Here is a 21,546-nt window from a genome sequence, read left to right on the forward strand (position 1 = left end):
TCGCAGGCACTGTTGTCGTCAAACCTTCAAGAACCCACAGGGAAACCCAGCCCTATAGCATCGGCTCTGCGCTCTAGGGACATAAGGCTTCACACCGCCTCGCGCTCGACGAGGTCGCCCGCCATGTCCTTCTGCGTCGGAATCAGCAAACGTGTGCAGAGCAGGCTGACGAAAAGCGGTACCAGCAAGACCGCAAGCCCCGCGCGCAAGCCCAGGAGTTCGCCGAGAAAGCCGATGATCGGCGGCCCGATGAGAAAACCGGTCAGGGCTGCGAAGGAGAGCGTCGCAACGCTTGAAGCGGGCGGGCGGTCAGTCAGCGAAGCAACGGCCGTCACCGCAAGCGGAAACCCGACCGAGACACCGACACCAACTGCGGCAAAGCCGAGTAGCGCAAGCGGCGTCGCCGGTGCAAGGAGAACGACGAGCATGCCGGCAAGCGAGGCGATGCCGCAACCACGGGCAATGGCAATCGCGCCGAAACGGCCTTTCATGTAATCACCGCTGAAGCGCCCCGCCGCAACCATGAAAGCGAAAACCGAATAACCGAGGCCGGTTTGCGCGCCTTCTGCATTCATGACATCGCGGAGGTAGACCGCCGACCAATCGGCCATCGCACCTTCGGTCATCGTCACGCCGAAGACGAAGGCGCAGATCCCGAGCAGAGCGAGACTCGGCAGCTTGAAGCCGGTCATTGCCTGCGAATTCTCCGCATGGGGACTTTCCGGCAATTTCGGCAGGCGCAGGCTGGCAATCAGCGCAGCCGGCAGGATGACGAGCGCCGTGATCAGAATCGACCAGTGCGGCGAAAGCCCGATGGCTATGGCACCAACGCCGACCAGGCTGCCGGCCATGATGCCAAAGCTCCAGAAGCCGTGGCAGCGGCTCATGATGATCAGCCCCGTCGCCTTCTCCGTCACATCGGCCTCGACATTCATGCCGAGTTCCACCGTCGAAAGCGCGACTCCAACGACAATCAAGGCGAAGAATAGAAGCATGGCGCTGGGCGCGAAGGCTGGAAGCGAAACCACGGCAAGAAAGAAGATGAAACCATAGATGATCGCCATGCGCCCGCCGATGCGCGAGACGAGGCGGCCGGCAAACGGCAGGGTGATCAGTGTGCCGATCGGCAATCCCAGAAGTGCGACGGCGAGATCGGCGGTGCCGAGTTCAAGCTTCGCCTGGATATCAGGAATGCGCGGTAACCAGGCGCCAAAGGCTATCGGCTGCAGAAAAAAGATCAGCATGACAAGTCTTTGCAGCGGCACGGCGCATCCCTTTTAAGTCTTGAGCGGTAAACACCCGCCCGCGATTCCCCGCGGAGATCTTGCGCGATGAGATCAGTGAAATAAAGCGTGCAGTGCCTTATCGCGTGCTGAGACCAAAACCCTGCATCAGTCGGCGCGTCGCAAAGTCGGGATTGCCGGATGTAAAGGCGGCAAAGTCGAAATTATCGGGGTGAACGGCATCGGCGATCTGCGGAACGAGTGTGCGCGCCCGCCGGGCAATGGCTTCTGCCGGATCCAGCCAGTCCACCGGCCAAGGCGCCAGTCTGCGGAATAGATTGGCCATGAAGGGATAGTGCGTGCAGGCAAGCACGACGATATCGGTCCTCTGACTGTCCTTCTCGACGAAGCATTGGTGGATTTCGGCAAGCACGGCGTCGTCGGAGACGGCGTCACCGCGAATATAGGCCTCCGCCATGCGCGCAAGGTTCTCCGAGCCGACGAGGCGGACATGGCATTGCTGGGCGAAGGATTGGATGAGATCACGTGTATAGGCCCGCTTGACCGTACCCGGCGTCGCGAGCACCGAGACCAGGCCGGAGCGCGTGCGCTCCGCCGCCGGCTTGATCGCCGGCACGGTGCCGACGAAGGTCATCTGAGGAAAGGCGGCGCGGAGAGCGGCGCCAACCAGCGTGAAGGCGGTGTTGCAGGCGATGATGCAGACCTCGGGATCGTGTTGTTCGAGCAGCCGGCCGAAAAGCCCGATGATCCGTTCCTTCAGCGCCTGTTCCTCCCAGCCGCCATAGGGAAAGCCGGCGTCGTCGGCGACATAGATGAAGCCACGTTCCGGCATCAGCACGCGCGCTTCGCGCAAGACGGTCAGCCCGCCGATGCCGGAATCGAAGACGAGGACGGGTTTCAGCTCATGCGTCGGCGCTGTCATCTGGCGGTGTTTCCTTGGTCGCGGTCGGGAACCTGCCGCCGCGCGGGCTCTTGCGCGAGAAGCGGTCGAGAGAGGAGATGACGCCGCGCAACACGCTGATTTCCTGCTCCGTGAAGGCCCGGCGGGATAGAACAGCGCGCAGATTGTCGACCATTTTCGGCTTTTTCCCGGCAGGATGGAAATAACCCCGCGCATCGAGCGCCTCTTCCAGCTGATCGAACAGGCCGAACAGCTGGTCCTTGGTCGAAGGCGTCTGCCCCATCGCCTGAAAAGGCACGGCGCCGAGATCCTCCATGCCGGATTTCATCCATTCATAGGACATCAGGAGCACTGCCTGGGCGATGTTCAGCGAGGCAAAGGCCGGATTGACCGGAAAGGTGACGATCTCGTCGGCAAGCGCCACCTCCTCGTTGGTCAGCCCCCAGCGCTCGCGCCCGAAGAGGATGCCGGTGCCCTCACCGGCGCGGAACCTCGCCCGGAGCGTCTCGGCGGCGATGACGGGAGAGCGCACCGGCTTATAGCCGTCGCGCTCGCGCGCGGTCGTCGCATAGACAAAATTAAGATCGGCGACCGCCTGTTCCAGCGTGTCGTAGACCTTGGTCGCCTCGATGACGTGATCGGCCTTGGAGGCGGTCGCCAGGGCTTTCTCGTTCGGCCAGCCGTCGCGCGGATTGACGAGGCGCAGTTCAGCAAGGCCGAAATTCGCCATGGCGCGCGCCACCATGCCGATATTCTCGCCCATCTGCGGCTCGACCAGAATGATGGCCGGGCCTTCGGCCAGAAGTTGACGCTCGCTGTTCGTGCCTGCCATGGTCCTATCCCTGTTTCGAGCGCGCAATAGCCTCGCCTGCTGCAAACGGCAAGACGTCTGCGTCAGGATAAAGCCTTTCCAGCGCCGAACCGATCATTTCGAGCCCGAGTCTCGCGCCCTCGCGCGACAGCGGCAGGTGCCGGCCTGTTGTCCGCGATGCCTTGCGCTGAATGAGGAAACAGGTCGAGCCGCGCGGCGCTGCATTGTCGATCAGCGCCAGATCCGCCGCGATCAGCGTCTTCAGATTGTCGTCGGCGGCCGGCGCGTCATAACTCTTCGCCAGGATACGCGCCCAATAGGTGCAAGAGAGGAAGATCGCCAGCGTCTGGCGGATCTGGCCTGGGCGCGTCACCACCGACCAGGACGAGCCAAGCGGGCGCGCCGCCACCGTTACGTCGCGGTAGCAGGCATCGATCGTCTGCGACAGCGCCATCAACTCGAAACCGCTTTTGCCCTCGCCGATCCCGGCAAGCAGGTCGCGCAGCGCCTGGAACCAGTGCGCGAGTGCAGTATCGAGCGCGCCGCGCGTGCGCGTGGGGAAAACGACGAAGGCGACCGCCGTTCCGGCCGCCGCCCCGATCATGGTCTCCCCGATGCGCAGCTTCAACAGATCGAGCGTCAGCACGCCGGTCATCCCGTAGACCAGGCAGAGCACGATGGAGATGAAGAAGGTCATCGTCGCATAGGAAACTTGCAGGAAATAGAAGGCGAGGAAGATGCAGATGGCGGCGACCGGAATGGCGATATCAGGCTCGCCCGAAATCATCGTTGCCAGCACGAGGCCGATGGCGATGCCGAATACCGTGCCGAGTGAGCGCGATAGGGCCCTCATCGCCGTATCGCCGCGCGAATTGGTATTGGTGAAGACGAGGAAGGAGGCGAGCACCGCCCAGAACCAGCGCTCGCGCGACAGCAGCAGACCGAAACCCATGGCGATCGCCGAGGCGAGCGTGATCTGTAGCGCCAAGCGCAGCAGCGGATTGGCGAACGAAAAGTCGATAGGCTGAGGTTGCCCCGTATCCATGACGGCGTCAATGCCGGAGAAACCGGAGGCCTGCCCCTCGCCGATCGCCTGCGTCAGTTCCTGCCGGGCCTTACCGAGCCAGAGAAGCGCACGCACGGTCTCGCCCTGCGGCTGGTCCTTGATGGTTTCGGCCATTTCCTCATATCTTCCAAGTTCCACCGCATCCGCCTCGATCACGGCATGCACCAGCGCAAAGGGCGGCGGACTCTGGAAGCTCAGCACGATCGCGCTCTCGGCAGCAAGATGCGCATCGAAGAGCCGGATCGCCAGCTCGGCGGCGGGATCAGCGGTGGCATCGAAAACCCCGCCGGGCGGGCGCGGAATAAAGGTCTCCGCCATCAGCACCACTTCCTTCAGCCGGTCTTCCAGCTGGCGCAGCTCCTGCCGGTCGGCTTCGCCGATCTCAGCGCCGCCGGCAAGGGCGGCGAGCTTGAAGAGGATCTGGTTGATCCGGCCGCGCACGCTTTCGAGCGAGCGCAGCAGGTCCCGTCGCCAGTCGTCCGGCAGCAGCACTGCTCTCACCAGATGGCCGACGAGCACCGAGACGACGGGGCCGATCGCCACATCAGGCAGCTCGGCAAGGGAAGGCCGGAAATAAGACCCCATGAAATAAGAGGTGAAGGCGAACATGCCGATCGCAAAACCGCGCGGCCCGAACACGCGGCCCGCCGATGCGAGCGCGATCACCACCAGGAAGACGAGATCGGAGAGAAAACGCTGATCTTCGAGGCCCGCCGCGATGGCGACGACACCAAGGCTTGCGACGCAACCGAAGAGCCGCGTCACCAGCTGGCGCGTATTGCCCTTGTCGCGAACCGCCACCCCGCCCTCGATCGACAGCACGATGCCAAGACCGAAGGCGGCCGTCGGCAACGGCAGAATGAACATCTGGATGGCGAGCAGGACTAAAAACGAGAAAACGATCGTCAGCGTTACACGCGAGGCCATACGCAGACGCGAAAGCGCCGGATCGTTGGCAAGCAGCCAGTCGCGGAACTGAAAACCGGAAAACAAATGCGAGAGCCCCTCATGCCGCCCAGGATCAACAGATACCGCCGCAACAGCGGAAATCAAACTGCCCGAGATCGAATCTCGATGCTCTCGAATGTCGCGCGCCTATTGGCCCTTGGCAATCAGCGCCATGGTCGTCTTCAGGGAATCGCGCGCCTGCGTTTCGATATTCTCGGTGACGATATCGTCGATGACGGGCTTACCACCTTCCTCGACCACTTCGAAACGAACGGTCGTATAGTCCTTGGCATCGGGCGCATCCGAGCAGGCGGATTTCCTGAAGCGCACCGTCACCTCGGCCACGCCGTCGACCACAGGCGCTGCCGCCATCGTCAGATCCTCCAGCGGGCACGCATCCTGGCCGTTGACGATGACGTCGTAGTCGAAGGGCGATATGCCGTCGTCATCGATGGCGGGAAACTGCGCCGCCGCCTGGTATTTCGCGACGAAATCGCGGCTGTAGAGATGCTCGAGCCGGCTCGCATCGAAGATGTCGGTCCAGTCGCTGTTGTTGTCGGCCCAGTTGCTCCTTGTCACCTCCATGATCTCCTTCACGGGAGCGGTAATGTCGGCGGCATCACCGATGCCGCCGGCGGCGTGGCTGATGCCTGAAAAGGCCATAAGGCTTGCGATAACAATGGCGATTGTCTTCATGGTCGAATGTCCGGAGCGGCAGATCGCGGCGGACACTAGCTAAATTTCAGCGCTTGGCAATGCCGGCAAAAACGCATTGTCGAACCCCTTGCAGCTTTGCGTTCCCGGTTCACAATGCTATAGCGCTCCGGATCATATCACCCACCCGGGACCCCGTCCCCATTCAAGCTCGAACGAGGCAGATACATGAACAAGATCAAGGTCGCCAATCCCGTCGCCGATCTCGACGGCGATGAAATGACGCGCATCATCTGGCAGCTCATCAAGGATAAGCTGATCCATCCGTATCTTGACCTCGACATCGACTATTTCGACCTCTCCGTCGAAAACCGCGACGCCACCAACGACAAGGTCACCGTCGATGCCGCCAACGCCATCAAGAAGTACGGCGTCGGCATCAAGTGCGCGACGATCACGCCGGATGAAGCCCGCGTCAAGGAATTCAACCTCAAGGAAATGTGGAAGAGCCCGAACGGCACGATCCGCAACATTCTCGGCGGCGTCATCTTCCGCGAGCCGATCATCTGCAAGAACGTGCCGCGCCTGGTTCCCGGCTGGACCAAGCCGATCGTCGTCGGCCGCCACGCCTTCGGCGACCAGTACCGCGCCACCGATTTCAAGTTCCCCGGCAAGGGCAAGCTGACGATCAAGTTCGTCGGCGAGGACGGCACCGTCATCGAGAAGGAAGTCTTCAACGCACCGGGCGCCGGCGTCGCCATGGCCATGTACAACCTCGACGAATCGATCCGCGAATTCGCCCGCGCCTCGATGATGTACGGCCTGATGCGCAAGTGGCCGGTCTATCTGTCGACCAAGAACACCATCCTCAAGGCCTATGACGGCCGCTTCAAGGACATCTTCGAGGAAGTCTACGAGACCGAATTCAAGGATCAGTTCAAGGAAGCCGGCATCACCTACGAACACCGCCTGATCGACGACATGGTCGCTTCGGCGCTCAAGTGGTCCGGCGGCTACGTCTGGGCCTGCAAGAACTACGACGGCGACGTCCAGTCCGACACGGTCGCCCAAGGCTTCGGCTCGCTCGGCCTGATGACCTCGGTTCTGCTGACGCCCGACGGCAAGACGGTCGAAGCCGAAGCCGCTCACGGCACGGTCACCCGTCACTACCGCCAGCATCAGAAGGGCCAGGAAACCTCGACGAACTCGATCGCCTCGATCTTCGCCTGGACCCGCGGCCTGGCGCACCGCGCCAAGCTCGACGACAATGCCGAGCTCGCCCGCTTCGCCTCGACGCTCGAAAAAGTCTGCGTCGACACTGTCGAATCCGGTTTCATGACCAAGGACCTGGCGCTGCTGATCGGCCCCGACCAGCCGTGGCTGTCGACCACCGCCTTCCTCGACAAGATCGACCAGAACCTGCAGAAGGCCATGGCGTAAGCCGGCCTTTCCAAGATAACATCGAAGCGGCGGGGATTTCCCCGCCGTTTTCATTTTGGGAGAATGAACCGATGACGGTCATCCTGCGGCCGCTTGAAGCCTCGGACCGCGCCGCTTGGGAGCCCCTGTGGGAGGCCTATCAGCGCTTCTACGAAGTGGTCATCCCGCCTGAAACCACGGACCTCACCTGGACTCGCTTCCACGATCCTGAAGAACCGATGCACGCGCTCGGTGCCTTTGACGACGATGGCCGTCTCGTCGGTATCGTCCATGCCATCTTTCACCGTTCCTGCTGGCTGCCGCAATGGACCTGCTATCTGCAGGATCTCTATGTCGATAACAGTCAGCGCGGGCTCGGCACCGGTGCCGCTTTGATCGAGGCCGTCGCCGACCTCGCCCGCGCAAACGGCGCAGGCAGGCTCTATTGGATGACGCACGAAACGAATGCAACGGCGCGGCGGCTCTACGACCGGATCGCCGAGCGCTCGGGTTTCATCCAGTACCGCAAGGCGCTCTAACGGTCTGGGGTTGCACAAAGGCCCTGCCGCACTATTGATTCCGGGGAACGGCAAGGCCGTAGAATAACGGGAACACGAGGAGGATGTCATGACTGAAGAACTGGTATTCTATACGAACCCCATGTCGCGCGGCCGCATCGCGCGCTGGATGCTGGAGGAGATCGGCCAACCCTACCGCACCGAATACCTGACCTTCGGCGAAACCATGAAGGCGCCCGAATATCTCGCAGTCAATCCGATGGGCAAGGTGCCGGCGATCCGCCACGGCGATACCATCGTCACCGAATGCGCGGCGATCTGCGCCTATCTCGCCGAAACCTTTCCTGAGAAGGCGCTGGCGCCGAGGCCGGACGAGCGCGCCCGCTATTATCGCTGGATGTTCTTTGCCGCCGGTCCTCTCGAATCGGCGGTGACGATGAAGGCTCTCGGCTTCGAAATTCCGAAGGAACGCCTGCGCATGGCCGGCTGCGGCGACTTCGGCGACGTTATGAACACGCTTGAGAAAGCCGTCTCCGGTTCGACCTATGTCGCCGGCGAGCGCTTCACGGCCGCCGACGTCTATGTCGGCTCCCATATCGCCTGGGGCCTCGGCTTCGGATCGATCGAGAAGCGCCAGGCTTTCATCGACTATTTCGGCCGCATCAAAGAGCGTGAGGCCTACAAGCGGGCGAACGCTCTTGATGACGAAGCCATCAAGACGATGCAGGCCGCCTGAGCTTGGTTCAGCATCTTGGGGACGCGGCTGATCCGCCGCGCCCCATCGACGGCCTCAGACGAGCGGCATGTGAATATCCGTCAGAAGCTCGGTCGGCGGCACGTCGCGGGGATTGTTGAGATATTCCTCGAACATGACCCTGTCCTTCAACTGCCGGCCGGATTTTGGCAGCCATTCGGCAAACAGCCACTGATAGGACTTGGGCATATAGGCATAGGGACCCTTGTGGCGTAGCACCGCATAATCGCCACCGTCGATCACGCGCCGCTCGAACGGCGCATCGGCCAGCACGTCGGCAGCTCCGGTGACGCAGGCGATCGAGCGCAGCTTTTCCTCCGGCACAAGATCGGGATCGTCGAGATAGACGCCAATCATCCGCATGTCGGGCTTGGCGAGGCCGCGGGCGTAAAGCGTGCCGAACAGCATCTCGAAGGCCTTGTCGATCTGCATGTAGGAACCGGTATGGGCAACGCCGATCAGCTCGATCGGCGCGATCTGGCGTATGGTAACGTCTAACATGACTTTGGTCTTTCCGTCAGGTGAGGGCTCATAGGCTGTGTGGCTTCCCTCTTTCCGGTAGCGGGCTGGCGGCATGCCGTAGACCGATTTGAAAATACGATTGAAGGATTGGAGATTGGGATAGCCTGATCGCTTCGCAATTTCACTGACGGCAAGTTCCGTGCGGACGATCTCGCCCGCCGCGTGATGCAGCCTGAGCCGCTTGACGGTTGCCGCCAGCGTCTCGCCGTAGATCGCCCGGTAGATCCTGTGCCAGTGATAGCTCGACATGCAGGCGATTTCGGCAAGGCGCTCCATATCCAGCTCCTCGTCCAAGTGGTCGTGAATATAGGCCGAAACCCGTCTCAGACGGTTTTCATAAAGTGCCCATGCCGTTTCGCCATTCATGTCAAAACCTCGTGCAATTCGATCGGCTTGAGAGAACCATAACCCGATTTGACAAATCCTGCGGACTTGAACCTTCGGCGAATCCTGCGTAGACCGGAATTCCGGCTCGAACCCAAAAGGAATGATAGATGCCGGATTTTTCAACATTAATGCTCTTTGCCGCCGCAGCGCTGGTGCTGACAGCCACGCCCGGCCCCGACATGCTGCTGATCGCCTCCCGCAGTATCGGCCAGGGACGCGCTGCCGGTTTCCTGACCTATGCCGGCATCGCGCTCGGCACCTATTGCCACGCCCTTGCCGCAGCATTTGGGCTGTCACAGCTCTTCATGACCGTGCCTGCCGCCTATGAAACTGTGCGCTGGGCCGGCTGTTGCTATCTTCTCTATCTCGCCTACAAGACGGTCCGCTCGGAAGGCGCCGCCTTTCAGCCGGCATCGACGCTGAAGCGGCTGTCGGGCCGGCGTATCTTCTTTGCGGGCCTTGCCACCAATCTGCTCAATCCGAAGATGGCGCTCTTCGTCATGGCGCTCTTTCCGCAATTCGTGAATGCGTCAGCCGGATCGCTGACGATGCAGATGCTGATACTTGCAAGCGTCCTGAACGGTATCGGCCTCGTCGTGAATGGCGCCGTGATTTTCCTCGGAAGCACGATCCGTTCGAGACTTCAATCAGCGAGCCGTTTCCCCAAGTTGCCGCAATATATCCTGGCAACGGTCTTCACCGGGCTCGCCTGTCGCCTTGCGCTGCAGCCGCGAAACTGAACATCGACTGACCACCGTCGTTGAAAACAAAACCGGCTGCGAAATCCATGATCTCGCAGCCGGTTTGAATTTCAAACTGTTGTCAGGCGGCAGTTCAGCCGGCAAGTGCCACGGCAACCGCCTCGATCGCTTCATCGGCCTTCGATCCGTCGGGGCCGCCGGCCTGCGCCATGTCGGGGCGGCCGCCGCCGCCCTTGCCGCCGAGGGCGGCAGATGCGATGCGGACGAGATCGACGGCGCTGTAGCGCTGCACGAGATCCGGTGTCACCGCCACGACAGCACTTGCCTTGCCGTCGTCGGACACACCGACGAGAGCAACGACGCCGGAGCCGATGCTGGTCTTGCCGTCATCGGCAAGCCCCTTCAAATCCTTGGGATCGACGCCCGAAATCGCCTTGCCGAGGAACTTGACGCCGGCAACTTCGCGCACGGCATCGACCGAGCCGCCCTGCCCGCCGCCCATAGCGAGTTTGCGCTTGGCGTCAGCCAATTCCTTTTCGAGCTTGCGGCGCTCGTCCATCAGCGCTTCGACACGCGACAGCACTTCGCCCGGCTGCACCTTCAGCGAGGCGGCAAGCGTCTTCACGCGCTCGTCCTGTTCGGCCAGATATTCGCGCGCCGATTCGCCGGTGACGGCCTCGATACGGCGAACGCCGGCGCCGACGGCGCTTTCACCGAGAACGCGGATCAGGCCGATCTGGCCAGTGGCCCCGACATGCGTGCCGCCGCAGAGTTCGATCGAATAAGGCTTGCCAGCCTTGGCGCCACGCACGCCCTCGCCCATCGCCACGACGCGGACTTCATCGCCGTATTTCTCGCCGAACAGCGCCATCGCGCCTTCAGCGATCGCATCGTCGACGCTCATCAGCCTCGTGGTAACCGGCGAATTCTGCAGCACGATCTCGTTCGCCATATCCTCGACGATCTTCAGCTCCTCGGCCGACATCGGCTTCGGATGCGAGACGTCGAAACGCAGGCGCTCGGGCGCGACCAGCGAACCCTTCTGCGCCACATGGGTGCCGAGCACCTCGCGCAAAGCCTCGTGCAACAGGTGGGTCGCAGAGTGGTTGGCGCGCAGCCGCGAACGGCGGGAATGATCGACCGTCAGCACGACCGCATCGCCGTCCTTGACCACGCCGTCGATGACAATACCCTGATGCACGAACAGGCCTTCGCCTCTCTTCTGCGTATCTGAAATCTCGATCTTGGCGTGGTCGGACGAGATCACGCCGGTATCGCCCATCTGGCCGCCGGATTCGCCGTAGAACGGCGTCTGGCTGACGACGATCTGCACCTTGTCGCCGGCCTTGGCCTCGGTCGAAACCGCGCCCTCTTTGACGATCGCCTGCACGACGCCTTCGGCCGTTTCGGTGTCGTAGCCCAGGAATTCGGTCGCACCGTGTTTTTCCCTAAGCTCGAACCAGACGGTTTCCGTCGCCTTCTCGCCGGAACCGGCCCAGTGCGAGCGGGCTTCGGCCTTCTGGCGCTGCATCGCATCGGTGAAGCCGGAGATGTCCACGCCGATCTCACGGGCACGCAGTGCATCCTGTGTCAGATCGAGCGGGAAGCCGTAGGTGTCGTATAGCTTGAAGGCGGTCTCACCATCCAGCATATCGCCCTTGGAAAGATCCGTCGTCGCGTCCGACAGAAGCGACAGGCCGCGTTCCAGCGTCTTGCGGAAGCGGTTTTCCTCCAGCTTCAGCGTTTCCGAGATAAGCGCCTCGGCGCGCACCAGTTCGGGATAGGCGCGGCCCATCTGCTGCACCAGCGTCGGCAGCAGCTTGTAGACCAGCGGTTCCTTGGCGCCGAGCAGCTGTGCATGGCGCATGGCGCGGCGCATGATGCGGCGCAGCACATAACCGCGGCCCTCATTCGACGGAAGCACGCCGTCGGCGATCAGGAAGGCCGAGGAGCGCAGGTGGTCGGCGATAACGCGGTGGCTGGCGCTGCCTTCCGCCTTGACGCCCATCGTGTCCTCGATGGTGCCGATCAGCGTGCGGAAGAGATCGGTGTCGAACACGCTCTGAACGCCCTGCAGAATGCAGGCCATGCGCTCCAGCCCCATGCCGGTATCGATCGACGGGCGGGGCAGCGGGTTGCGAACGCCGGGTTCGGTCTGCTCGAACTGCATGAAGACGAGGTTCCAGAATTCCAGGAACCGGTCGCCATCTTCCTCCGGTGAGCCCGGAGGGCCGCCCCAAACATTCTCACCCTGGTCGATGAAGATTTCCGAGCACGGGCCGCAGGGGCCGGTATCGCCCATCTGCCAGAAATTGTCAGAGGTCGGGATGCGGATGATCTTGTCGTCGGAAAAGCCGGCGATCTTCTTCCACAGCGTCGCAGCTTCTTCATCCTCGGAATAGACGGTCACCAGCAGGCGGTTTTTCGGAAGGTCGAAGCCTTCGGTGACTAGCTTCCAGGCAAGCTCGATCGCATTCTCCTTGAAATAGTCGCCGAAGGAGAAGTTGCCGAGCATCTCGAAGAAGGTCAGGTGGCGTGCAGTATAGCCGACATTGTCGAGGTCGTTGTGCTTGCCGCCGGCCCGCACGCATTTCTGCGAAGTCGTCGCCGTCGAATAGGGACGCTTTTCGAGGCCGGTGAAGACGTTCTTGAATTGCACCATGCCGGCATTGGTGAACATCAGCGTCGGGTCGTTGCGCGGCACGAGCGGGCTCGACGGAACGATCTCATGGCCGTTCTTCTTGAAATAGTCGAGGAAGGTCGACCGGATATCGTTCACACCGCTCATGCTATGCCCTTCAATGCTGCCGGAGGCAGGTAAATTTAAATTCATCGGCTTTTAACGTTCGCCCCCGCCACTGTCCAGCAGACAAACAAAACCGGCCACATTCTCATCAGGAATGCGGCCGGTTGGAACTATCCGATGAGTTTAAGCGCGAAAATTACATTTCCGCAGTGGCATCGCCATCGCCGTCATCCGGGTCCGGTCCGCCGTTCTGCAGGAAGCGGTCGGCGATCAGGCCGGCATTCTGGCGCAGTGACAGTTCGATCTCGCGGGCGAGATCCGGATTGTCGCGCAGGAAAGTCTTGGCGTTTTCACGGCCCTGGCCGAGACGCTGGCTGTTATAGGAGAACCAGGCACCCGACTTTTCGACGATGCCGGCCTTGACGCCGAGATCGACCAGTTCGCCGGTCTTGGAAACACCCTCGCCATACATGATGTCGAACTCGACCTGCTTGAAGGGCGGCGCCATCTTGTTCTTGACGACCTTGACGCGGGTCTGGTTGCCGATCACCTCTTCGCGCTCCTTGACAGCGCCGATGCGGCGGATGTCGAGGCGCACGGAGGCATAGAACTTCAGCGCATTGCCGCCCGTCGTCGTTTCCGGCGAACCGAACATAACGCCGATCTTCATGCGGATCTGGTTGATGAAGATAACCATGGTGTTCGACTTGGAGATCGAAGCGGTGAGCTTGCGCAACGCCTGGCTCATCAGTCGTGCCTGCAGGCCGGGAAGGCTGTCGCCCATTTCGCCTTCGATTTCGGCGCGCGGCGTCAGTGCGGCGACCGAGTCTACGACGAGAACGTCGACGGCGCCGGAGCGCACCAGCGTATCGGTGATTTCGAGCGCCTGCTCGCCGGTATCGGGCTGCGAGATCAGAAGGTTCTGCAGGTCGACGCCAAGCTTGCGGGCATAGACGGGATCGAGCGCATGTTCGGCATCGACGAAGGCGCAGATGCCGCCCTTCTTCTGCGCTTCGGCAATCGTCTGCAGTGCAAGCGTCGTCTTACCGGAGCTTTCCGGCCCGTAGATCTCGATGATGCGGCCCCTCGGCAGGCCACCAACGCCGAGTGCAATATCGAGGCCAAGCGAGCCGGTCGAGATCGTCTCGATCTCGACAACATTCTCGTTGGAGCCGAGTTTCATGATCGAGCCCTTGCCGAACGACCGCTCTATCTGTGAGAGTGCCGCTTCAAGCGCCTTGCTTTTGTCCACCGATTTGTCCTCTACCAGCCGCAATGAATTCTGAGACATCCGATCCACCTTTAGGTTATTGAAGCCGCTCAAGCAATGTCGAGTTTGTACCCTATTTGTTCCATTCTCGCAATAGGCGATCAAATAGTTGAAAGAAAAAGGTAAAACGACACGTGTTCTGCATTTGTTTTATCAATGAAAAGCAACGACTTAGGCCAAAAGTGCCGACTCGGCCGCGGCAGGGCGCACCGTATCGATTCGTCCTTCGGGCATCGGGAGAGCGGATCGGATGAAGAAAAAGATTCTTGTTCTCGGCGGTGCCCATATCGACCGGCGGGGCCGCATCTCCGGCGAGACGGCGCCTGGCGCCAGCAATCCCGGCACATGGTTCGAGGAGCCGGGCGGCGGTGGCTTCAATGCGGCGCGCAACCTCGCAAGGCTCGGTTTTCAGGTGACGATGATCTCGCCGCGCGGCGGCGATCCGATGGGCGAGACGGTTGGAGAAGCTGCCGATTTCGCCGGCATCGACGACCGGCCTTTCGTCTTCCTCGACCGCAAGACGCCGAGCTATACGGCGATCATCGAGAAGGACGGCAATCTGGTGATCGCCCTTGCCGACATGGATCTTTACCGCTTCTTCGTACCGCGGCGTCTCTCCATCCGCTGGGTGCGGGAGGCCTTCGCCGCCCATGATTTCATCCTCTTTGACGCCAACCTGCCGGAAGAGACGATCGCGGCGATCGTCGCAAAGGCGCATTCGCTCGCCAAGCCCGTTGCGGTAATCGCCATATCGCCGGCCAAGGTCGTCAGGCTGAAACCCTGCATCGGGGATATCGATTACCTGTTCCTGAATGAGGCTGAAGCCGCCGCCCTTGCCGGTGAACGGCCGGAGGAGGCTGCGGGCTGGCCGCCGTTGCTGAACGAGATCGGCATCAGGAACGCCGTCGTCACCCGTGGCCGGCGCGAGCTCGTCGCGCTTTGCGATGGCCGCGCCGTGACGTTGCAGCCGCCTATCGCCGACACCGTTGCCGATGTCACGGGTGCTGGCGATTCTCTTGCGGCCGGCACACTCGCCGCCTTGATATCAGGCCTGCCGCTCGAAGAAGCCGTCCGCCACGGCACCGCGGCCGCCATACTGACCGTGCAGTCGCGGCACGCCGTCAACGAAAATCTGACGCCCGATCTGCTGAATGAGGCGCTTGCCCTTGTTCCCAAGGTCAGAATTCTGCATTGAAGCAGCCAATTAAATAGTTGAACATGATGCCGAAAACCGCTCGCATTTTTCAGCATCATGCTCTGTCGATCACAGGACCAGACCATGACTAAGCCCATCTCCCCTCTTTTACCGATCGCCTATTCGAAGGAAGTCGCCAGCGCCAAGCAGCGCGGCGCGCCTGTGGTGGCGCTGGAATCGACCATCATCACCCACGGCATGCCCTATCCCGGCAATATCGAGATGGCCCGTAGCGTCGAGGCGATCATCCGCGAACAGGGTGCGGTGCCCGCAACGATCGCCGTCATTCACGGCACGCTGCATATCGGTCTTGAAGCCGCGGAATTGGAGCAACTCGCCAAGGCGACCGAAGTGATGAAGGTGTCGCGCGCCGATCTCGCCTTCGCCATCGCTGAGCGCCGCACCGGCGCTACCACCGTCGCGGCGACGATGATCGCGGCGGCGCGCGCCGGCATCCGCGTTTTTGCCACAGGCGGCATCGGCGGCGTGCATCGTGGCGCCGAGGAAAGCTTCGACATATCAGCCGATCTCGAGGAACTGGCGCGCACCGGCGTCATCGTCGTCTGCGCCGGGGCCAAGGCGATCCTCGACATTCCAAAGACGCTGGAAGTGCTGGAAACCCGCGGCGTGCCTGTCGTCACCTATGAGAGCGAGGAATTCCCCGCCTTCTGGTCGCGCTCCTCGGGCATCCGTAGCCCGCTGTCGCTGAACAGCCCGGCCGCCATCGCCAATTTCCAGACGGTGCGCGAGCAGCTCGGCGTCGACGGCGGCATGCTCGTCGCCAATCCGGTGCCTGAGGCCGACGAGATCGCACGCGAGGAGATGGAAATCTATATCGAGCGGGCGCTCGACAGCGCCGAGCGCGACGAAGTCACCGGCAAGGCGGTTACGCCCTATCTGCTCTCCACCATCTTCGACCTGACGGACGGCCAGAGCCTCAAGACCAATATCGCGCTTGTTGAGAATAATGCGCGGCTTGCGGCTGAGATTGCGGTTGCGTTGAGTGAATGAAGGTTGACGGGCTGGCAGGTATCAATTTTTAGCAGAGAGGTGGTGCCGTTCCAGCCCCCTCTGCCCTGCCGGGCATCTCCCCCACAGGTGGGGAGATTACAAGCGGCAAAACCTTCGCTTCGCATCAACGTTTCGCCGAGCTGCATGGATATTTGGTTAGGGAGCCAGTGCACCCAGCCGATCTCTCTCCTTGTGGGGGAGATGCCCGGCAGGGCAGAGGGGGGTGCGGCACGCCACAGCGTGCCCTCCGACAGCACCTCACTCACCCATCCAGCGTCTCCTTCACCACAACAGCGAGCTGCTTCAGCGAGAAGGGCTTCGGTAGGAAGCCGAATTTCGCCTCCGGCGGCAGGTTGCGGGCAAAAGCATCTTCGGCGTAACCTGAGACGAAGATGAACTTCATGTCGGGATAGGTCTTGCGCAGCTCGCGCAGCAGCGTCGGACCGTCCATTTCGGGCATCACGACGTCGGAGACGACGATGTCGACCTTGCCGTCGAGTTCTTCCAAGATGCTGAGTGCCTCGACGCCCGAGCCCGCCTCGTGCACGGTGTAGCCCCGCGTTTCCAGCATGCGCTTGCCGCCGCGGCGCACAGCCTCCTCGTCCTCGACGAGAAGGATGACGGCCGATCCCGTCAGGTCCTCCGGCTGCTGCGGCGATACCGGCAGCGGCACCACTTCGGCTCCGGCGATGGCGCCGTCGATCGAGCCCGCTTCGGCGGCCACCGCCGGCTCCGGAATGTGGCGCGGCAGGAAGACGCGGAAGGTTGTGCCCTTGCCGACTTCGGATTCCGGCTGGATGTAGCCGCCCGACTGTTTGACGATGCCGTAGACCATGGCGAGGCCAAGCCCGGTGCCCTTGCCGACATCCTTGGTGGTGAAGAACGGCTCGAAGATCTTGTCCATGATCTCGGGGGCGATACCGGTGCCGTTATCCGCGACTTCGACCAGCACCATGTCCTCGGCCGGCATGTAGGAGTAGTTGAAGGCGGAGACCTCGGCGGCGGTCAGATTGCGGGTGCGCAGTGTCAGCGTGCCACCCTCGGGCATCGCGTCGCGCGCATTGACGCAGAGATTGATCAGCACCTGCTCGAACTGCGAAAGGTCTGTTTTGACAGGCCAGAGGTCGCGGCCATATTGCACGTCGAGTTTGACATTGGTACCGGAAAGCAGCCGGTCGACCAGCATGCGCAGGTCGCCGACGACATCGGTCAGGTTCAGCACCGAGGGCCGCATCGTCTGCTTGCGCGAGAAGGCGAGCAGCTGGCGCACCAGCACTGCGGCACGGTTGGCGTTGCGCTTGATCTCTATCAGGTCGGCGAAGCTGGCATCGGCGGGCCGCGCCTGCAGCAGCAGATGGTCGGAGGAAAGCAGGATCGCCGTCAGCACGTTGTTGAAATCATGCGCGATACCGCCGGCGAGCGTTCCCACAGCATTCATCTTCTGCGTCTGCGCCATCTGTGCTTCCAGCGCCTTCTGCTCGGTCACCTCGACAGCGTAGACGATCGCCGCCTCCTCGGGCGCCTCGTCGCTCTGGTCGATGACGGCATTGACATAGAAGCGGAAATAGCGCGCCTCGTCGGTCGGTGTGCGGGTGTCGAGCGGCGCAATGTCGCCCTGCCGGTCCTTGGCCGCCGCCAGCGCCGCGGCGAGCTGTGGCCGATCGCTCTCCTGCACGATGGTTTCAAGATGCGGCGCCTTTTCGAGGTCATCGCGCGAGACGACACCGGAGAACATCTTCAGGAATGGTGCATTGGTGCGCAGGATACGCCCGTCGCCGTCAACCGAGGCGATTGCCATCGGTGTGTTGTTGAAGAAGCGGGTGAAGCGCATGGCAGCGGCCGAAGCGGACTGGCCGCCGGCATCGCTCTTTTCACGCGCCAGCACGATCGTCCGGCTTTCGCCGGGTGCGCCGTCGCGCATCGAGGTAACGCTGTGGATGATCTGCACCGGCAGGCTCTGGCCATTGCTCTTGCGCAGGTCGAGATCGAGCGTCACGGTCTTCTTCAGGCCGGGTTCGGCCTGCACCGATTGAATCAACGCGAGCCCCTCGCCCGCCACCACGTCGCCGATCGTCATCGAGCCCGGCACGAATTTGGTGAGGTCGAGGCCCAGCCACTCGGCAAGCGTCGCATTCAAGTAGAAGATCTCGCCCTTCCTGCCGGCGGAAAAGAAGCCAGCCGGCGCATGGTCGAGATAGTCGATCGCGTTCTGCAATTCCTTGAAGAAGCGCTCCTGATCGTCGCGCTCCGTGGTGATGTCGGTGATCTGCCAGATCTGCAGCGGCCTGCCGCCGCTTTCCTCCGGCTGCAGCAGCCGCGCCTTCAGCCGGTACCAATGGGCGCCGGAGCTGTTGCTGCCAGGCCCGACGGCACGCAGCAGGCGGAACTCCTCGCGGCCCTCCTTGCCCTCGCGCAGACCATTGACCAGCCTGTAGAGCGCCTCGTTGGATTCGCGATGGCGCGATAGCAGCGTTTCCAGCGTCTGCACCTCGGTCGCCTTGCGCGCGCCGGTCAGCGCGCCATAGGCCGAATTGGCATAGATGATCCGGCCTTTTTCGTCGGTGATCAGCGTACCGTCGGGATGGCTGTTGAGGAAGGCGCGCGCCAGACTGTCGGACTGGCGCTGCGGCATCACCTCGATGAAGCCGATGACCGAGGACACCAGGAAGAAGATGCCGACCATGGCGAGCACGCCGAGACCGCCAAGCACGACCTCGTTGTCGAGCGACTTTTTGAAGAAGACGAAGGCGCCGGCGGCACCGATCAGCACGAGCGCCAGCAGAAGAATGCGCAAGACCGTGCCAGAACGCCCCCCACGATCCACAAGCGGTGCGTTATAGTCGTCGGCCTGACGCGGTTTCGTCATATATTCCTCACATAAGCCCTCCCGCTTCGTAGCACGAACACGAAGCAGGAATCAGGCACTCTTTCCTTCTTAGCAATTTGCTGCGTCGGCAAAAACACCGCTAGCCGGCAAGACTGCTTGAATTCACAGGCAACAGCGCCATCTGCCCCAGAAGCCCAGCTGCAGACCGTGCGCAAGGTCGCCGAGTGCCAAGCAGCGGAACACGAAATCGCGTTCTCCCGTGACTGGACAGGATCGGCGGCCCTTGCCTAAGGAACGGAAAAGTCGTCAATATGTGCCGAATGCGAAATGGAGTGAGTGACTATGTTGGATGATGTTGTCGGAGCTTATGGCAGCCGTTTCCTGCTTGCCGCCGGTGGCGTCGGTCTGGCGCTTCTCCTGCTCATCATCGTGCTCTGGGTGATCCGCAGCCGGGCGCCCTCGCCCTTCGTGCGCGGCGGCCGCAACCGCCAGCCCCGGCTGCAAGTGCTGGATGCCGCAGCCGTCGATGCCCGTCGCCGGCTGGTGCTGGTGCGCCGCGACGATGTCGAGCACCTGATCATGATCGGCGGCCCGAGCGATATCGTCATCGAGAGCCGTATCCTCCCCGCAGCGGCCGAACAGCCGGACAGTGCCAGCCGCCCGCAGCCCGTCGAGCAGCGTCCGATATCCGTCGCGCGGCCGGAAACGCCGCCGGTCTCGCCACCACGCCCGCCGGTCGCAGCCCGTGTCGAGCCGGCCGCCGAACCCACTTTCTCTGCGCCGGTTTCGCCGGAGCCGCGCCCGCGCCCAGAGCCGTCGGCCCAACCGCCGGCCCCGCCGGCCGTGGCACCGCCGGTGGTCACGAGCCCTCTTCCGGCAGAGCCTTTGACAGCTCCGCTGTCGGCCGAACGCGACAATCCTCTGCGTGCCGTCCCGCCCCAGCCGCGCCCGCCGGAGCGTCCCGCCGCTCCCCCAGCCGCGCAGCCAGCACCATTTCACGATGCCTCAAGTGCCGCCGAGATCCTCGATGCCGCCCGCCAGCGCGTGCTGCCGCAACAGCGAATCGACCCCGAGGTCTCAGCCCCGTCTGTCCAGGACATGCCGGCGGCCGCGCGCGCCGCACCTGCAACGGCCGAAGACGAGCCGGCTGCGCAGCCGGCAGCGGCGATCCGTCATGAATTCCAGCGGGTGCTGGAAGAGGAAATGTCGAACAATCTGACGGCCGAACGCATCGTGCCGGCGCCGGCAAACCAGGCGCCTCGCCAAGCGGTGCCGCAGCCGGGCAACCTGCCACGCCGTGATCCCGAGCTTGCCCCGATCACCGGCGCCGATACCGAGCTGCAGAAGGAAGTCGCCCGCATCTTCGGCGAAATGAGTGTCAATCGCGACAAGTGAAGGCAAACGCGCCTGCCTGACATCGGATTGCCAGAGCCCCCCTTCCTTCATCATCACGTTGCATAAAAGCCGCATTGCCCTGGCTTTCAGCACACGAGCGGCTTGGGGGCTGCCTTTCATGCCAATCATTTGTTATCTCTAGGGTTGAAGAGCGTTGGCGCATTCGAGGTTGCACTTTGCCTAAGTAAATACCGGTCTCACTCCAGTTTCACCCGTACTGCCGCAGAGCGACACGCTGGCGGCATGCGAACATGTTCATCGGGTGGTGGCGAGAGACCGGTTTGGCATTGTTACAATGTGCCATGTGCAGCTCCGCTGTCTCAGCTCTTCAGCCGCCCACAACATCGCCACACCGCGCCCGCAAGGGGTTTTCTCATGCACCATCTTGGTGGACTTCCGAACGGAAGACCAAGACGGTATGTGCAATACGCTTCAGGTCCGATGGACCATTATTCCCAAGACAGCTCCCCAGCCTTGGATTGCATGCAGTGGATGCGGAAGCCTGAGAGCCTTCCAATCCAGCGGCAAGATCCGGCTCAACGCCAACGGTCGCAAGCTTGATGCTTGGCTTATCTACAAATGCCTGACCTGTGAAAGGACATGGAACCGGCCAATCATCGAGCGCCGCAATGTTCGCGACATCGACCCTGCAATCCTTGACGCGTTACAATCCAACGATCCGGACTGGATCCGGGCGGAAACCTTCAACCTGGATGCTCTCCGGCACAAGTCGCAACGTGTGGACGAGTTTGCTGAATTTGAAATCGCGAAAGAAATCCAGCGCGAAACTGCACATTGGACGAGTTTGGCAATCGAACTGATAGTCCCATTTCCAACCAGCATACGGCTTGACCGTCTGCTCGCGTCCGAGTTGAAAGTTTCGCGCTCCCGGCTGCAGGCTCTTCATGATGAAGGCATGGTTCGCACAGATCCTGACCGATCAGACGTCATGCGGCGACGCATCAGGAATGGCACCCTTATCGTGATCGACCTCGCCATGCAGGCCGATCGAGAGCAATCGTGGAAACCTCTGGCATCAGGAGATCGGCTGTAATCACGGAATCTGCGGCGACAACGGCTCGATCCCGGGCCTTTGTGGCTTGTTCCCCAACACGCGAGGACAATGGATAACAAAAAAGCGCCGCGATCTGATCGCGGCGCTTATTCTGCTCTCATG

Annotated in this window: 17 protein-coding genes; 8 read left to right on the forward strand and 9 right to left on the reverse strand. The window is 62.0% G+C overall.

Translation table 11 applies throughout. The features are described from left to right. Window positions 1–89 precede the first annotated feature (89 nt). The 5 genes from U5G49_RS10895 to U5G49_RS10915 all read right to left on the reverse strand — a co-directional run bounded on the left by U5G49_RS10895 (window position 90) and on the right by U5G49_RS10915 (window position 5,666). Complete coding sequence (locus tag U5G49_RS10895; RefSeq protein WP_193442392.1) at window positions 90–1,265, reverse strand: MFS transporter; 1,176 nt, start codon at window positions 1,263–1,265, stop codon at window positions 90–92. A 97-nt stretch (window positions 1,266–1,362) separates the two neighbouring features. Next, a complete protein-coding gene (gene murI / locus U5G49_RS10900; protein ID WP_193442394.1) occupies window positions 1,363–2,166 on the reverse strand; it encodes a glutamate racemase in 804 nt (267 codons plus the stop codon). Continuing rightward, window positions 2,147–2,977 (reverse strand): RNA methyltransferase, encoded by an 831-nt coding sequence (locus U5G49_RS10905; RefSeq protein WP_018242212.1) that lies wholly within the window; start codon window positions 2,975–2,977, stop codon window positions 2,147–2,149. The genes murI and U5G49_RS10905 overlap by 20 nt, the downstream gene beginning before the upstream one ends. 4 nt (window positions 2,978–2,981) lie before the next feature. After that, entirely contained in the window at window positions 2,982–5,015 is a 2,034-nt protein-coding gene (locus tag U5G49_RS10910; RefSeq protein ID WP_193442396.1) for an FUSC family protein, read from the reverse strand. 102 nt (window positions 5,016–5,117) lie between these two features. Then, a complete protein-coding gene (locus tag U5G49_RS10915; RefSeq protein WP_193442398.1) occupies window positions 5,118–5,666 on the reverse strand; it encodes a hypothetical protein in 549 nt (182 codons plus the stop codon). A 186-nt stretch (window positions 5,667–5,852) separates the two neighbouring features. Here U5G49_RS10915 and U5G49_RS10920 point away from each other — a divergent pair, with 186 nt between their 5' ends. From U5G49_RS10920 to U5G49_RS10930, 3 genes are all read left to right on the forward strand, one after another. Beyond that, window positions 5,853–7,064 carry an NADP-dependent isocitrate dehydrogenase gene (locus U5G49_RS10920; protein ID WP_047621290.1) on the forward strand — a complete coding sequence of 404 codons (1,212 nt, stop codon included), beginning with the start codon at window positions 5,853–5,855 and terminating at the stop codon, window positions 7,062–7,064. Between the two features lie 71 nt (window positions 7,065–7,135). After that, window positions 7,136–7,582: a GNAT family N-acetyltransferase gene (locus U5G49_RS10925; RefSeq protein ID WP_018242216.1), complete on the forward strand. Its 447-nt coding sequence runs from the start codon at window positions 7,136–7,138 to the stop codon at window positions 7,580–7,582. An 88-nt stretch (window positions 7,583–7,670) separates the two neighbouring features. After that, a complete protein-coding gene (locus tag U5G49_RS10930) occupies window positions 7,671–8,297 on the forward strand; it encodes a glutathione S-transferase family protein (RefSeq protein ID WP_193442401.1) in 627 nt (208 codons plus the stop codon). Between the two features lie 54 nt (window positions 8,298–8,351). Here the strand turns inward: U5G49_RS10930 and U5G49_RS10935 are convergent, their stop codons facing one another. Beyond that, window positions 8,352–9,203 (reverse strand): AraC family transcriptional regulator, encoded by an 852-nt coding sequence (locus tag U5G49_RS10935; protein WP_193442404.1) that lies wholly within the window; start codon window positions 9,201–9,203, stop codon window positions 8,352–8,354. Between the two features lie 128 nt (window positions 9,204–9,331). Here U5G49_RS10935 and U5G49_RS10940 point away from each other — a divergent pair, with 128 nt between their 5' ends. Then, complete coding sequence (locus tag U5G49_RS10940) at window positions 9,332–9,964, forward strand: LysE family translocator (protein ID WP_112903324.1); 633 nt, start codon at window positions 9,332–9,334, stop codon at window positions 9,962–9,964. 94 nt (window positions 9,965–10,058) lie between these two features. On the opposite strand, the gene alaS is transcribed toward U5G49_RS10940, so the two are convergent. Continuing rightward, the gene (gene alaS, locus U5G49_RS10945) at window positions 10,059–12,713 is read right to left on the reverse strand and encodes an alanine--tRNA ligase (RefSeq protein ID WP_193442406.1); all 2,655 of its coding nucleotides are present in this window, start codon (window positions 12,711–12,713) and stop codon (window positions 10,059–10,061) included. Between the two features lie 154 nt (window positions 12,714–12,867). Then, entirely contained in the window at window positions 12,868–13,962 is a 1,095-nt protein-coding gene (gene recA, locus U5G49_RS10950) for a recombinase RecA (RefSeq protein WP_003540131.1), read from the reverse strand. A gap of 229 nt (window positions 13,963–14,191) precedes the next feature. Between recA and U5G49_RS10955 the strand changes: the two genes are divergently transcribed. Continuing rightward, a complete protein-coding gene (locus U5G49_RS10955; protein ID WP_193442408.1) occupies window positions 14,192–15,136 on the forward strand; it encodes a carbohydrate kinase family protein in 945 nt (314 codons plus the stop codon). 84 nt (window positions 15,137–15,220) lie between these two features. Continuing rightward, on the forward strand, window positions 15,221–16,147 hold the full coding sequence (locus U5G49_RS10960) for a pseudouridine-5'-phosphate glycosidase (RefSeq protein ID WP_018445184.1): 927 nt from the start codon (window positions 15,221–15,223) through the stop codon (window positions 16,145–16,147). Between the two features lie 262 nt (window positions 16,148–16,409). Here U5G49_RS10960 and cckA read toward each other — a convergent pair whose 3' ends face one another. Continuing rightward, window positions 16,410–19,013: a cell cycle histidine kinase CckA gene (gene cckA / locus U5G49_RS10965; RefSeq protein ID WP_193442411.1), complete on the reverse strand. Its 2,604-nt coding sequence runs from the start codon at window positions 19,011–19,013 to the stop codon at window positions 16,410–16,412. A gap of 297 nt (window positions 19,014–19,310) precedes the next feature. On the opposite strand from cckA, the gene U5G49_RS10970 reads away from it, so the two are divergent. Together U5G49_RS10970 and U5G49_RS10975 are read left to right on the forward strand one after the other, a co-directional pair. Then, window positions 19,311–20,369 (forward strand): flagellar biosynthetic protein FliO, encoded by a 1,059-nt coding sequence (locus tag U5G49_RS10970; RefSeq protein WP_193442413.1) that lies wholly within the window; start codon window positions 19,311–19,313, stop codon window positions 20,367–20,369. A 418-nt stretch (window positions 20,370–20,787) separates the two neighbouring features. Next, a complete protein-coding gene (locus U5G49_RS10975; RefSeq protein WP_018242225.1) occupies window positions 20,788–21,423 on the forward strand; it encodes a DUF1062 domain-containing protein in 636 nt (211 codons plus the stop codon). The last annotated feature ends 123 nt before the right edge of the window (window positions 21,424–21,546 follow it).

The organism is Rhizobium indigoferae (assembly GCF_034554815.1).
Classification (GTDB): Bacteria; Pseudomonadota; Alphaproteobacteria; order Rhizobiales; family Rhizobiaceae; genus Rhizobium; species Rhizobium leguminosarum.

Coding starts and splice junctions, on each gene's coding strand:
- murI (WP_193442394.1), bottom strand. CDS start 2,166: ATGACAGCGCCGACGCATGAGCTGAAACCCGTCCTCGTCTTCGATTCC.
- U5G49_RS10905 (WP_018242212.1), bottom strand. CDS start 2,977: ATGGCAGGCACGAACAGCGAGCGTCAACTTCTGGCCGAAGGCCCGGCC.
- U5G49_RS10915 (WP_193442398.1), bottom strand. CDS start 5,666: ATGAAGACAATCGCCATTGTTATCGCAAGCCTTATGGCCTTTTCAGGC.
- U5G49_RS10920 (WP_047621290.1), top strand. CDS start 5,853: ATGAACAAGATCAAGGTCGCCAATCCCGTCGCCGATCTCGACGGCGAT.
- U5G49_RS10925 (WP_018242216.1), top strand. CDS start 7,136: ATGACGGTCATCCTGCGGCCGCTTGAAGCCTCGGACCGCGCCGCTTGG.
- U5G49_RS10930 (WP_193442401.1), top strand. CDS start 7,671: ATGACTGAAGAACTGGTATTCTATACGAACCCCATGTCGCGCGGCCGC.
- U5G49_RS10935 (WP_193442404.1), bottom strand. CDS start 9,203: ATGAATGGCGAAACGGCATGGGCACTTTATGAAAACCGTCTGAGACGG.
- U5G49_RS10940 (WP_112903324.1), top strand. CDS start 9,332: ATGCCGGATTTTTCAACATTAATGCTCTTTGCCGCCGCAGCGCTGGTG.
- alaS (WP_193442406.1), bottom strand. CDS start 12,713: ATGAGCGGTGTGAACGATATCCGGTCGACCTTCCTCGACTATTTCAAG.
- recA (WP_003540131.1), bottom strand. CDS start 13,962: ATGTCTCAGAATTCATTGCGGCTGGTAGAGGACAAATCGGTGGACAAA.
- U5G49_RS10955 (WP_193442408.1), top strand. CDS start 14,192: ATGAAGAAAAAGATTCTTGTTCTCGGCGGTGCCCATATCGACCGGCGG.
- U5G49_RS10960 (WP_018445184.1), top strand. CDS start 15,221: ATGACTAAGCCCATCTCCCCTCTTTTACCGATCGCCTATTCGAAGGAA.
- cckA (WP_193442411.1), bottom strand. CDS start 19,013: ATGACGAAACCGCGTCAGGCCGACGACTATAACGCACCGCTTGTGGAT.
- U5G49_RS10975 (WP_018242225.1), top strand. CDS start 20,788: ATGTGCAATACGCTTCAGGTCCGATGGACCATTATTCCCAAGACAGCT.